This window comes from Streptomyces sp. NPDC031554 (genome assembly GCF_055580685.1).
This window is the reverse complement of record NZ_JBVIKX010000004.1, coordinates 305,324-317,294: the sequence shown is the minus strand read 5'-3', so window position 1 is coordinate 317,294 and position 11,971 is coordinate 305,324. Positions and strand designations below refer to the sequence as shown.

Genomic DNA, 11,971 nt, shown 5'->3' with positions numbered 1-11,971 from the left:
CGCGGAGCCCCTGGGCCATGGCAGTCCTGGGGCTCCGTAGCCTTTCAGAGGTTGGTCTCGGGCGCTCCGTGCTCAACAAGCGCGCGGGCGGCGACAAGGACCTCTTCCTTGAGCTGCTCCAGCGGAGTGCTCCAATCGGCGTTCCAGTCGCCCAGCTGGATGGCAAGCTCGACGATCGGCTGCAGGCGGTCGGGATAGTCGAGTTCCATCGCTGCTTCGACCCATATGAGGTCGGCACCGGTCGCCGGGTCCAAGGAACCGTCAACGATCTGAGCGGCCAACCAGGAGGCCAAGGCCCACTTGGCGGCGATCGGATCCGCGGGTGCCTCGAATCCCAACCCCAGCTCGTCCACGACGTGGTCGAACAGCTCCTGTGCCTCATGCTCCTCACGGCGGCCCAGGCCGGCCAGGAGGGCAAGCGAGGGGGAATCGACATCGGCCAGGAGAGCGTCGAGGCCGGCTTGGATCAGGCGGTCCGAGCCGACGTGACGTCCGAGTGCCCGAGCTCGTGCCAGCTGCCTCAACCGGTCGAGGCCCTCGTCCCTCGTCACGCCGGATGCACCCCGTTCCGCCCGCGTTGATGTCAGAAGTAGATGTCAAAGGCCCCGGACCATGATCGGTCCGGGGCCTTTTCCCTTGTGCCCCCGGCAGGATTCGAACCTGCGACACCCGCTTTAGGAGTTTTCCTTGAGCGGGGCCGTGACCTGCAGAAACGTCGGTCGGAGTGCGTCTGGCCTGGGAAAACACCACTCCCTAGTTCTCCAGTGTTCACGGGGCTTCCCGTCCTCGTGTGTGCTGGATCCGTTCCGTCGGGGGCGGGGCGAGAGGGCGGGCGATCTGCGGACGTCGGTGCGTGTGGCGCCAGGAGTAGCGTGGGAGCTGCGGGGCGGAGTCCCGCCGTCGCACCGGCCCTACAGACGGGTGGTCATCATGACCAGCTCGGATACATCACCTGTTCCCCGGCGTCTGTCCAGTGGCGTCCACGAGGCCGTGCGACCGGGATCTGCGCTTCTCCGGCTGGAGACGACCGCATCACGCAAAGGCGTCCTCGACGGCGCGTGGTGGCCGCGCTCGCGCGACATCGGCGCCGAGCTGCCCGCCCTGTTGAGTGCCCTCGTCGCCCACCTCGGCCCCGTGTCCCGTGTGGGGCTGGATGCCGCCGCCTGGGAGGGTCTCCCGACGCGTATCGTCGTGGACGACCACGTGGTGCACATCGACTCCTTCCCGGTCGGTGACGACACGGTCCTGATCACCCGGGGTGACCGGGACATCTTCTCGCTGCTGGTCGTCCCGCCCGACACGGCACCGGATGCCGCCCGTGCCGCGATGGCCCAGGCGGTCCGGGCGGACAACGTCAGCGACGCGGAACAGATCCTCATCGACACGGGGAGCGGGCGTGGTCCTGTGGGCTGACGGGGCGGCGCGGGGCGCGACCGGCGTACGGCTCGACCGGCGCACCGGCGCCCTCCGTCCGGCGGGCCGTTCCCTGGGGCGCTTCTGCCGACGTCAAGCCCGCTGAGGGCGCGCCCCTCCCGGCCTCATCGGATAGAGCAGACCATCGCAGCCCGTGTCCATGAGCAGTCGTTCGGTCTGCGGGGAGGGGTGGTGCAGCAGGAGGAACGCCTGGGCCTCGGCGGCATGCTCGGACACGTCGAGGAAGACGCGCAGGCCGCTGTCGTCACAGCGGTCGACGGTGGTCAGATCGACGTCGATGAGGGTGATGCCGTCCCGCAGACACTGCTCAAGAGCGGCGCGCACCCGGGGCGCGGTGACGGGGTCTATCACACCGGCCAGGGTGACCAGGGCCCGCGCCCCCCGGTCGTGCCGGTAGATGTTCAGCCGCGGAAGAGTCATGACGCCTCGGTTCAGATGCTCGGATCCTCGGGTGCTCCAGAGCCTGCGTCCACGCCCCGGGCTCGCGTCGCCGCGGGCCGGGTGGGCGGTGGGGCTGGGCGGCCGGGTGACCTGTCGGACGCCCGGATGCCGACCCATGGTGCGGGGTGCGGCTGGGGCGCGCCACGACCACGGCGACCGGGCCGGGGGGTGCTGTACCGGTACGCCGCGATCCTGTCGGCGTGCTGGAGCCCGAGCCGGTGGATCACGTACGCCGCCACTGCGACGAGGACCAGGAAAGCGATGGCCGTCAGGAAGGCGTTCATGGCGGCCACCTCACATACCGATGATCAGCCGGCTGGCCGGCCCTGGCGGACCGGTCTGTCCGGTGACGGCCGCGGACACCGCCGGGGCGCCGCCCTCGTACTCCCATGCCTCGTCCGGGTCCAGTGCCTGGACGGTGGGGGAAACGGCGTGCCGGGCCGCTTCCGCGGCGATGAGCGCGCTCGCGTTCAGGAGCGGGCCGTCGTGGTCGGATACGGCTGCCATCAGACGGGCCGCCGACTGCGCCCCAGTCTCAGGCGGAACGACGAGGAGATCCCAGCGGCCGGTGCCGTAGGAGAGCAGCAGCAGCTTGTGCGGGTCGATCTCCGACGTGAACCAGCCGACCTTGACGATGTGCCCGCTCACGGGGATCTCGCGGGGGATGACCGGCCAGTGCTCCGGGTTGACGGCGATACGGGTGATGCGGCCCCACAGGGGGTCCAACACGTCCGTGAGCGCCGGCAGTTCGCTGAGCAGGTCTCGGGAACGGGGCCACCAGGCTCCGTCCAGCAGCCCGCGGGAGGCGCCGTCGGTCTTCAGCGCGAGACGCACGGCCGGGGCTGCGACGGGCTCACGGTGCGGCAGGGTGGGGTAAAAGGTCGCCGACATGGTGCGGACCCGTCTCCGGGGCCACCTGTGCGACGGCCCGGGTGTCGTTCTTCGCCGGGGACGACCCGGCGTGGAAGCCGGTGTGCGAGATGCCCTCGGTACTGCCCACACTACTCCGCGTTCACCGGCGCCGAGGGGTAGTGGCCGCACGGATGTGAGGTACCTGCCGCCGTGCAACGGTGACGGACGGCGCGGACGAGAGGTCAGCCGCGCCACTCCACCATGAGCAGCGTCGCGTCGTCGCTGGTCTGTCCGCCCCGCGCCCGTTTGAGCGTGTGGGACAGGGAGCGCGTCACCGCCCGGACCCCGCGGCCGGTCCTCTGCAGATGGTTCACACAGTCGATCAGCTGGTCCTCCCCGAACTCCTCCCCGCCGCTCTTGTGTTCCTCGACCACTCCGTCGGTGAAGCAGAGGACGCGGTCCCCGGGCACCAGCCTCAGCTCGCTCACCCGAGGCTCCGAACCACCCAGGCCGACGGGAAGGGTCGTCGGGGCGACCAGACGCTGTGCGACGCGGTGGCCACGGACGAGGATCGGCGGCGGGTGTCCGGCGTTGACCCATTGCACCCATCCCGTCGTCGTGTCCAGCTGCAGCATCTGCACGGTGACGAAATGCTCGGGACCGAACTGCTCGGCCACGGCGCGGTCCATGAACGCGTAGATCTCCGACAGTCCGATGCCGGCGCGGCGGGCGTGGCGGTAGGCGCCGATGGCCACGGTGGCCATCGTGGCCGCGTCCAGTCCGTGCCCCATCGCGTCGATCATGACCACGTGGAGGACGTCGCCGTTCAGCGCGTAGTCGAAGCTGTCGCCGCCCACGTCGTAGGCGGGTTCCAGGATCCCGGCGACGGCGACCCGGGGCATGATCATGGCCAGCGGTGGCAGCAGGGACCACTGGATCTCCGCGGCGACGCTCATCCCCTCATCGCGTCGGACGTCGAAGAACAGGTCGGAATAGCCGTGCTTGGTCACCAGAAGGTCGGCCACCAGGCCGGAGATTCTGAGCAGCAGGCGGCGGTCGTCGTCATCGACGCTCTCCAGCGTCACCGCCATGACCCCCACCTGGTCACCGCCGTCCAGCAGGGGCAGATGGACCCGGACGCCGTCCTCCTGGGGCACCTCGACAGGGACGGCGTCGAGAAAGCAGCGGCCCGCCTCGGAGTCGTCGATCAGCTGGGGTTCCCCGCCGGTGAGTCCCTCACCGGGCAGCGGTACGAGCACCAACTGGCCGTAGTCCTGCAACAGCACCTGCGGACGGCGGCCACCGAGCCGGTCCACCACGTCGGCGACCAGGGGCCCGATGAGATGGGGCGGGAGTTCGTGTGCGCTGTCGAGGATCTTTCCGAGGAGCGCTTCCCCGAAGCTTTCGGATCGGTCCGGGCGCCGGCCTGCTGTAATCCCCTCACCTTCCGCGGTCACGCTTCGGGCGGGGGCGGGCCGGGATGACAACGGATCTGTCGGTGCCATGGCTCCATCTTGCGGTCGTGGATGCCCGGCCCGCCGGTCGGGCGGAGCCGGCCAAACTGCTCACCTGGGTCCGGCTCCTCCTTCCGACTCCCATGTGTCCTGTCCGTCGAGGCCGCTCTCGGCGAGTGCCAGCAGGCGCGGAGCCGACAGTGGGTTCGCGGGGTCGGCAGCAGCGGTCAGCAGCCGGGTGGCCACTCGGGCCGGCTCGTCCGGGGGGATCACCAGTAGTTCCCAACGCCCCACGGTGCCGCAGTCCACGGTGATGGCATGCGCCTCGGCGGCGGAATCGGTCAGCACCACCTCGATCACGTGGCCGGGTGCCATCACCTCCTGCGGGGCATCGGGCCAAGCGGCCGTCCCCACGGTCACGCGGGTGATGGTGCCGATGCCCGGATCCAAGGAGCCGACCAGTACGGGCAGCTCCAGTTCCAGTGCGTCGCAGCGCGGCCACCATGCGCCGTCGAGCGGGCCATGACTGACGTCCGACGTGAGGCGTAGCCGGGGCAAGGGCATGCGGTAGGAGTGTCCGTCACCTGGTGCCGTAGCCTCGGCGGGCTTTGTGATGGCGTTCATCGTGCGATCCCGTTCCGGGCCGTGCGTTCCGGCTGCCCGTGTCGTGTCACTCGCCGGGAACGGCGCCGCCGTCATTGTGCGCCCGGAAGTTCTCGGTATGTGTCAGATTACTCCCGGCTGTGGCAGGCGGTGTGGCGCGAAGCCATCGCACTGCCGCATCACCGGCGTGCCAAGGGCTGTCCTTCGGCGGACAAGGTCAGCACGCAGGGGGCGACGGCGCCGTGCAGCCCCACGACCTCACCCATGTTCTGCCAGCCCCAGGACGAGAAGGCGGCTTGTCCTGTCTGGTCGGCAGGATGCAGCAGGGTGACCCCGAGGGAGCAGTGCAGATCTGTGAGCAGACGCTGCTGCAGCCGACGGGCGATGTCGCGGTGCTGTGCGTGCGGATGGGCCACGATCTGGGTGAGGACGACGAACCGTGCCCGGGAAGTGAGCCGCTGGACGATCTCCTGGAGCGTTCCGCCCCCCTGCCGGCCGTCGGAGCCGTCAGAGCCCACCGGAAAACCGAAGGCGCAACCGACCAGCACCGTCGTCTCGGCGACCAGCAGGGCGAAGCCGGGGCGGTGGGCGGTGACCGCCAAGCGGTGCAGGAAGTCTCCGCGGTCTTGGTATGCCTGTCCGACGGTGCCCGCGACGGACTCCGCAGCCAGGTCGGCGATGTCCTCGCGCATGTCTTCTGCCTGCCGGCGGGGCAGCCGGCGAAGGCGGATACCGTCCCTGAGGACCGGCTGGTCCGGCCGAGGAGCGGCGTCCTCGGCCGCCCGCGTCGCGGTACTCATGAGGTCGCCGGATGCGGTGGGCGGCACGGGACTCACGGGGGCCGTAAGGAGCAGCGAAGTCGATCCGGTGGCATCGAGGAGCCGGGCGATCTGAGCGCACGGATGGTGCAGCCGCAGGCGAGCGTGGACCCGGCCGGCGCGCCGTGCTGCCGACAGGAGGACGTCCAAGCCCCTGGCGTCGCAGGAGCCGACCGTGGTCAGGTCGAGGTCGATCTCGGTGACGCCGTCCAGCAGACACTGCTCCACTGCGGCCCGTAGCAGCGGCGTGGTGGCCGGCCCGATGTCGCCGGCAAGCGTGACGAGCGTTCGCTCTCCTCGGTTCCGCCGATGGATGTCCAGCCGGGAAAGGGCCATCACGTCTCTCCTCGGCGGGGTTGCGAACCTGCGCGGGCGCTCCGCGCGGCTCCTGCCGTGATGAGCTCGCTGAGTTGTTTCGACCGCGGCGGACATGGTGCCGACCCGTCTCCGCGCCGACCACGGGGGCGGCCCGGATTCACTCGTCTCTCGCCGAGGACGACCCGGCGTGGGGGCCGGAGTGCGTGATGCCCTCGGTACTTCAACCGTACGTCGGCCGCAACCGGAAGCGGCTGCGTCGAAGGACGCGCACCTCACAGCCGAGGGCCGGCGGGGTAAGGGCAGGGGCGCCACCCCGCCCCTGCCCTGTCGCGGCAGGTGCCACAGGATGCGCGCCGGCTCTGGGACCAGCACTGGCCGCCGCGCAGTGCCCTGAATACAGCACAGCGCTGCCGTCCGCGATCGAAGCCGGACGGCAGAGCGGGTGGACGAATTGAATGCCAGCTCACTTCCGAACCCGCACGCGACGCGACCTCCGCTCACCAGGTCTCCGCACCCATCCGGGCGAAACGTCCCACGCCAGAAGGATTTGGTCCCTAAGCGAAAGCCAGCTTTCGGAAGGCGTTGCGGACGCCGTTCAGCGGTTCGCGGTCGCGGGAGTAGTAGAGCTTGTTGGTCAAAAGCACCGCCCACCGGCCGTCGGTGGGGGAGATCCACATGCCTGTGCCGGTGAAGCCGTAGTGGACCCACACGTTCTCTTCCAGGGACGTACCAGGGGCGGGGTGCCAGAACAGTCCACGGGCCGGCTGGAGCCCGCCGGTCTGAATGGTCAGGGAGCATGCGGTCCATGCGGTCGTGAAGCCTGCGCTGGTGCGGGACGTGGAGCCGTCAAGCATGTAGCGGAGGAAGGCGGCGAGGTCGTCCAGGACGGTGAAGACGCCTGCGATACCGCAGGCACCGCCCAGGAGGCGTGCGGAGAAGTCGTGGGCCGTTCCCTTCAGGTGGGTGTCGGTGTCCTGGTCGAGTTCGGTCGGTGCGCAGCGGCCGGCGATTTCGGCGGGCAGGGGGCCGAAGCGGGTGGAGGTCATGCCCAGGGGGCGCCAGGTGCGGGCGGTGGCCAGTTGGTCCAACGGGTGGCCGGAGAGGTATTCGGCGAGGTAGCCGAGGATGAGGGCGGCCCGGTCGGTGTACTCGACGGCTTCGCCGGGCGAGCGGTGGAGAAGCTCGTGCAGCACGCCGCGGCGGATGTCGTCCGGGTTGCTGCCGTAGAGGTTCTTCAGCTGGGCTCGCAGTGGGACGCCGGCGGTGTGCGTCAGCAGCTGCCTGGCGGTGACGGCTCCGAGTGGGTGCCCGGCGACCTCCTGCCACAAGCTGCCGAGCGGCTGGTCGAGGTCGAGGGTGCCGTCCTCCCACAGGGCGCCGATGGAGGACCAGACGGCCAGGATCTTGGTGAGGCTGGCCGCGTCGAAGACAGTGTCGGTGCGCATCGGCACGTCCGGCTCGTCGGGGTCGAGGACGCCGGTGGCGCCCTGAGCGAGGATGCCGGTGGCGTCGCCGACGGCCCACACGGCGCCCGGGTACACCTTGTCGCGGACTCCCTCGTCGAGCAGGGCTTCGATGCGGTCGCGGTTGTACGTCATGGTCTCCCTTTTCGCCGACGTGTCCTGCCGCGGGTCACCGAGGAAACTTGGGAACGCTGAACGCGGTCACTCATCCCACCGTGGGGCGAGACTTCTTCCCCCGAAGAGGCGCTCAGTTAGTTCCAGCCGTCCAGCGACACCTGGGGCCCGCCGCTGAGGTAGCGGTGGAGGGCACTGGCGGTGGTCTCGACGAATTCGTCGGGGATGGCGTTGGCGTCGACCCAGCGGACTTGGGCGTGCTTGTGCGGTTCGCGGTTTTCGGGCTCGCCGGACCATTCGTGGGCGACGAAGACGACGGTGAGGAAGCCGTTGGGGGCTTCCACGCCCCAGGCGCCGTGGATGATGTGGGCGACCTTGAGCGCTTCTGGCCTGACGGTCAGACCGGTCTCCTCGTACAGCTCGCGGACGGCCGTCTCGGTGATCGGCTCGCCGGGCTCGCTCTTGCCGACCGGGAGGTCCCACATGCCCTTGGCGAATTTGGCCTGGTCGCCGCGCTGGAGGAGGACCACGCGGTTGGTGGCCTTGTCGTGGACGATGACGGCGGCGACCAGCAGGGTCATGGATTCCAGGGCGGGCTTGAGCGCTTGGGGCTGGTCATCGGTTGTCGGCTGAGACACGGGGGTCCCTTCGTCGGCCGGGTTGGTGGGCATGTTAGGCGAGCGCCTCTCGGGCGCGACGGGCGAGTTCGGCGGCGCCGGGTACTTTGCGCCGCTGGCAGACCGCCAGCGTCGAGCGAATGGAGGTGATGGCCTTCCTGGTGCGGTCGGAGGTCATTCCGTCCATCAGGGTGAGGGCTTCGCCCCAGGCACCGACCGCCTCGTCCGCGCGGGCCTGGGCGGCGAGGCTGTCGTCGAGGTCGGCGTAGGTCAGGGCGTGGACGCGCTTGTACTTCTCAGGATCCCAGCGGACGAGCGCGTCGCGGTGCTGTTGCTCGGTTCCGACGTGATCGGCGAGGTCGGTGAGTGTGCGGGCCGTGTGGCTGGCGACGGTGCCGGCGGCGGGGCCGCTGACGAGGGAGAAGCTGGCCTGGGGGCCGTCGTCGCTGAGCAGAGCGTCTTCGGCGGCGAGCAGGGCGCGGGCCGCTGCGGGTTTTTCGTGGACTGCGGCCCCATGTCCCATGCAGGTCGTGTCGCTTTAGGAGGCGGCGGTTGCTCCGGCCCGCGTCTCGTTGAGACGGTCCATCGTGTCGCCTTGCACGGCAGAAATCACCGTATCAGGTGACGAAGGTCACTCCTGATGGCTCGTTGCTGAGCGGGCTGAGGAGGCCGCCCCGCGCGCGTTGGGGTCGCAGGCGCAGGGGCGGCCGGTCTTGGGGTCAGCTCAGTGCTTGAGCAACGCGTTGCCTCAACCTCTCGTCGTGGAGGGCGCCAACCGTTTGCCAGGCAGCGTCGGAGACTTCTTCGGTCTGCAGTTCGCCGATGTCAGCGGTGGTGCGGAAGAGGAACCGGAAGTCGAAGTGCTGGTGGGCGGGCTCGTCCTTGGCGGGGTTGGCGTCGATGGGGTGGATGTCGATGTGGAGCGGGATCTCACCGTGCGGGGTGACGACGTGGGGCGGGATGCTGGTCTCCTCGGCGAGTTCGCGGCCAGCTGCCTGCAGGAGCGTGTTGTCCGAGGGCTCCAGATGACCGCCGGGCAAAAGCCACCTCTGGGTTGCGTTGTGAAGAATGTGCAGGACACGGTCGTCGGGGCCGACGAGGATCGCGCCAGCAGTGACGTGACCGGGCAGGGTCTTGCGGCTGGTGAGGTCGTCGCCGTCGTCGATCAGGCCGAGGACGACGGCGAGCTCGCGCTTGTCCTCGGGGTGTTGGCCGAGGTAGGCGGTGATGGTGGTGCGGATGTGGTCTGCCGTGATGGTCATGGTGATCACCTGTTGAAGTAGGAGAGCCAGGTCGCCGCGATGGCTTCGCGGTCGGGGGTGGGGACCTCATGGATGCCGGGGGCGAGGTCGCCGCGGGTGAGCATCCTGATCGCTGCGAGGATCTCGGCCTGGACCAGGAAGATGAACGGCCCAACGCTGGCGCCGTGGATGAAGTTGACGGCGTTGCCGCCGTTCGCCATATAGAAGTAGTGGCCGGTGGTCTGGTAGCGGGTGACGTGGTCGCCGACCTGGGTGCGGGTGTAGACGTCGGGGAGTCCGGCGAGGTCGAGTTCGTCCTCGCTGCTGGTGACGGTGGCGATGTAGGCGCCGTTGCGCAGGTGGGAGAAGTCTTCGCCGCGCAGGGAGATCGCGCCGGTCGCGCAGAGCACCAGGCCGGCGCCGGTCAGGGCCGTTTCGCGGTCGCGGGCGACGGTGAAGCCCTGGGAGAGGGCCTGGGTGCGGCGGACGGGATTGATGTCGAAGACGGTGACCTGGACGCCCTTGGCGTGCAGGAGCCGTGCGATCGAGCTGCCGAGCTTGCCGAAGCCGATCACCAGGGCCGGGCGGCCGTGGAGGATGTCGCCGCGTCCGCGCATGACGGCCTCGGTGGAGAAGACCACGGACTGGCCGACGAGGAAGTCCTCGGGATCCTTCAGCGGTGACCGGGCGACGGAGACAACGGGGCAGGGCAGTTTGTCGAGGTCCTCGTAGCGGCGGTGCCCGTTCTCGGTGTCCTCGATCACCCCGACAAGCTGCCCGGTGAAGCGGCTGTGCACCTCGGCGAGGCTCGAGGCGAAGTAGCCGCCGACGTCCAGCAGGCAGACCGTCTCGCCAGCGGCCCGGGACTCGATGTAGTCCAGCGCGCCGCCGGCCTGGGCGAACATCTCACGGGTGAGGGCGTCGACCATGTGTGTCTGCTCGACCTCGCGCTTCGCGGCCGGGTGGACGGACTTCGGCTTGGGCAGCACTGCGATGAGCCGGGTCATCGCGGCGACCGCGCGGACGAACGCGGGACGCTCGGCCAGCAGGTGCGTGATCAGAAACGACGCCGTCTGCTCACCCGAGGCGAACTGGGTGGCGATTCGGGCGAAGTAGGCGTCCAGCCGGGCGCGTTCGAAGGTCTCCATGGCAGTTCCCTCTCATCCGTTCCGTCCGGGGGCCGTGCGAGGAGCTCTGGCTTCAACGGGTGCGGGCGCGTCCGAAAAGCAGCCGACCGGCTGCGAGCTCGGCATCCAGGTAGGCGTCGACCTGGGTGGCGGCAGCGGACTGCGGCAGTGGGTCCAGCCCGAGCAGGAGGATTGCCTCGCCGCTGCGGGCGACCAGTTCGGTCCAGGACCGGCGGGTGGGCAGCCGCAGCCGCCGGCCGACGCCGGGGAAGCGCACCAGTACCTGGTCGCCGACGATCTGCAGACAGCGCTCCAGCTCGGGGACGACTTCCCGGGCGCTGGCCAGGCCACCGAGGCCGGCGGACAGCCGCCGCATCCGGGCCTCGGCCGTTTCGGCGATGCCCGAGCCGGTCAGGGCCGGGGTATGGGTGATCAGGATGTGCGCGATCTTGCGGCCGTCCGGGCGGGTGCCAGGCCAGGTCCAGGCGGCGAGGGACACCAGCAACCGCAGCTCAGGGCCGGGCGGAGTAAGCAGGACGCTCATAGTGTCGTGCCTCCCGCGGTCTTGAAGCAGGACCAGACGATCTTCCCGAACGGGGTGCGGTCCTCGACTCCCCAGCCGTCGGCGAACGCGTCCACCAGGATCAGCCCGCGCCCGGAGGTGTCCGTGCTGGCAGCCTGCCGGGCTTCGGGGTGCTGGCGGCGGCTGTCGTGCACTTCCAGGCGTACGACTTCCTCGTCGGCGTCGAGCTTGACCAGGAAGCCGCGACCGGGGGCGGTGCCGTGAACCAGGGCGTTGGTGGCGAGCTCGGAGACGCAGAGCCGGATGTCTTCGGCGCGGTCCGGCAGGCCCCAGTTGGCCAGGGCCTCGGAGGTGAAGGACCGTGCCTGGCCGACCGACTCGGGCCGCGCGTCGAAGAACCGCTGGGTCGTCTTGGTCATCATGGTCCTCATGACTCGGCGTCCAGGACGCGGGTGGTGCCGGAATGGCGGCGGCGGACAGGACCACTGCGGGAGACGGAGTGGTAGGCCGTGCGTGGCTTGCGGACCAGCAGCAGCCGCGAGCCAGCCGCTTCGATCCGCCGCCCACGTTCAGCGGCTATGGCCTTCGGCCCCAGGTGCGACATGGCCGGGGCGACGACGCCATAGACGTCTGGCAGCGCGAGCACGTCCAGCAGCCCGGTGAACGCCGCCGAAGCCAGGCCCGCGGAGGTGTCGCGGTCGGTGAAGACGCCGGACAGCTGCAACTCGTGGCTGCGGCAGTACTCGGCGAGCGAGGCGACCAGTGCCTCCTGCCGCGCTTTGGAGACCCGCACCAGCCGCAGGAAGCCGTAAACGACCGGGCCGTTGACCGGGCGATGCTCCGTGAGGGGTTCCATGCTCAGGACCGTCCAAAAGGCTCGACAACCGGTGACGCTCCGAGCGTGGCCGCATCCCAACCTCCTCGCCAATCACCGGCCGTTCTACTTCCGTTCCACTTCCGTCCCGC

13 protein-coding genes, 1 tRNA gene and 2 pseudogenes are annotated in these 11,971 nt (G+C 69.8%); 1 reads left to right on the top strand and 15 read right to left on the bottom strand.

Annotated features, from left to right (window positions below; genetic code table 11):
* Positions 1-44: 44 nt before the first annotated feature.
* Both ACZ5FU_RS13365 and ACZ5FU_RS13360 read right to left on the bottom strand, forming a co-directional pair.
* Positions 45-551 (bottom strand): hypothetical protein, encoded by a 507-nt coding sequence (locus ACZ5FU_RS13365; protein WP_451525974.1) that lies wholly within the window; start codon positions 549-551, stop codon positions 45-47.
* An 88-nt stretch (positions 552-639) separates the two neighbouring features.
* Positions 640-728 (bottom strand) — tRNA-OTHER (locus tag ACZ5FU_RS13360).
* 202 nt (positions 729-930) lie between these two features.
* On the opposite strand from ACZ5FU_RS13360, the gene ACZ5FU_RS13355 reads away from it, so the two are divergent.
* Positions 931-1,413 carry a DUF5994 family protein gene (locus ACZ5FU_RS13355; protein WP_468646140.1) on the top strand — a complete coding sequence of 161 codons (483 nt, stop codon included), beginning with the start codon at positions 931-933 and terminating at the stop codon, positions 1,411-1,413.
* A gap of 93 nt (positions 1,414-1,506) precedes the next feature.
* On the opposite strand, the gene ACZ5FU_RS13350 is transcribed toward ACZ5FU_RS13355, so the two are convergent.
* From ACZ5FU_RS13350 to ACZ5FU_RS13290, 13 genes and pseudogenes are all read right to left on the bottom strand, one after another.
* Positions 1,507-1,854, bottom strand: a complete 348-nt coding sequence (locus tag ACZ5FU_RS13350) for an STAS domain-containing protein (RefSeq protein WP_468646138.1) — start codon at positions 1,852-1,854, stop codon at positions 1,507-1,509.
* 315 nt (positions 1,855-2,169) lie between these two features.
* Positions 2,170-2,875, bottom strand: a pseudogene (locus ACZ5FU_RS13345) (DUF5994 family protein).
* A 94-nt stretch (positions 2,876-2,969) separates the two neighbouring features.
* Positions 2,970-4,163: a PP2C family protein-serine/threonine phosphatase gene (locus ACZ5FU_RS13340; RefSeq protein WP_468646182.1), complete on the bottom strand. Its 1,194-nt coding sequence runs from the start codon at positions 4,161-4,163 to the stop codon at positions 2,970-2,972.
* 129 nt (positions 4,164-4,292) lie between these two features.
* Complete coding sequence (locus ACZ5FU_RS13335) at positions 4,293-4,805, bottom strand: DUF5994 family protein (protein WP_468646136.1); 513 nt, start codon at positions 4,803-4,805, stop codon at positions 4,293-4,295.
* A 158-nt stretch (positions 4,806-4,963) separates the two neighbouring features.
* The gene (locus ACZ5FU_RS13330) at positions 4,964-5,938 is read right to left on the bottom strand and encodes an STAS domain-containing protein (RefSeq protein WP_468646134.1); all 975 of its coding nucleotides are present in this window, start codon (positions 5,936-5,938) and stop codon (positions 4,964-4,966) included.
* A gap of 536 nt (positions 5,939-6,474) precedes the next feature.
* Positions 6,475-7,518 carry a serine hydrolase domain-containing protein gene (locus tag ACZ5FU_RS13325; RefSeq protein ID WP_469045338.1) on the bottom strand — a complete coding sequence of 348 codons (1,044 nt, stop codon included), beginning with the start codon at positions 7,516-7,518 and terminating at the stop codon, positions 6,475-6,477.
* 116 nt (positions 7,519-7,634) lie between these two features.
* A complete protein-coding gene (locus ACZ5FU_RS13320; protein WP_468646130.1) occupies positions 7,635-8,168 on the bottom strand; it encodes an NUDIX domain-containing protein in 534 nt (177 codons plus the stop codon).
* Position 8,169: 1 nt separating this feature from the next.
* A pseudogene (locus ACZ5FU_RS13315) lies at positions 8,170-8,607 on the bottom strand (tetratricopeptide repeat protein); the annotation flags it as partial.
* Positions 8,608-8,833: 226 nt separating this feature from the next.
* Entirely contained in the window at positions 8,834-9,376 is a 543-nt protein-coding gene (locus ACZ5FU_RS13310) for an NUDIX hydrolase (RefSeq protein WP_468646128.1), read from the bottom strand.
* A gap of 5 nt (positions 9,377-9,381) precedes the next feature.
* The gene (locus ACZ5FU_RS13305) at positions 9,382-10,503 is read right to left on the bottom strand and encodes an NAD(P)-binding domain-containing protein (protein WP_468646126.1); all 1,122 of its coding nucleotides are present in this window, start codon (positions 10,501-10,503) and stop codon (positions 9,382-9,384) included.
* Positions 10,504-10,555: 52 nt separating this feature from the next.
* Entirely contained in the window at positions 10,556-11,026 is a 471-nt protein-coding gene (locus ACZ5FU_RS13300; protein WP_468646124.1) for a hypothetical protein, read from the bottom strand.
* Entirely contained in the window at positions 11,023-11,424 is a 402-nt protein-coding gene (locus tag ACZ5FU_RS13295) for an ATP-binding protein (protein WP_468646180.1), read from the bottom strand. The genes ACZ5FU_RS13300 and ACZ5FU_RS13295 overlap by 4 nt, the downstream gene beginning before the upstream one ends.
* A gap of 8 nt (positions 11,425-11,432) precedes the next feature.
* The gene (locus ACZ5FU_RS13290) at positions 11,433-11,861 is read right to left on the bottom strand and encodes a hypothetical protein (protein WP_468646122.1); all 429 of its coding nucleotides are present in this window, start codon (positions 11,859-11,861) and stop codon (positions 11,433-11,435) included.
* Positions 11,862-11,971 lie beyond the last annotated feature (110 nt).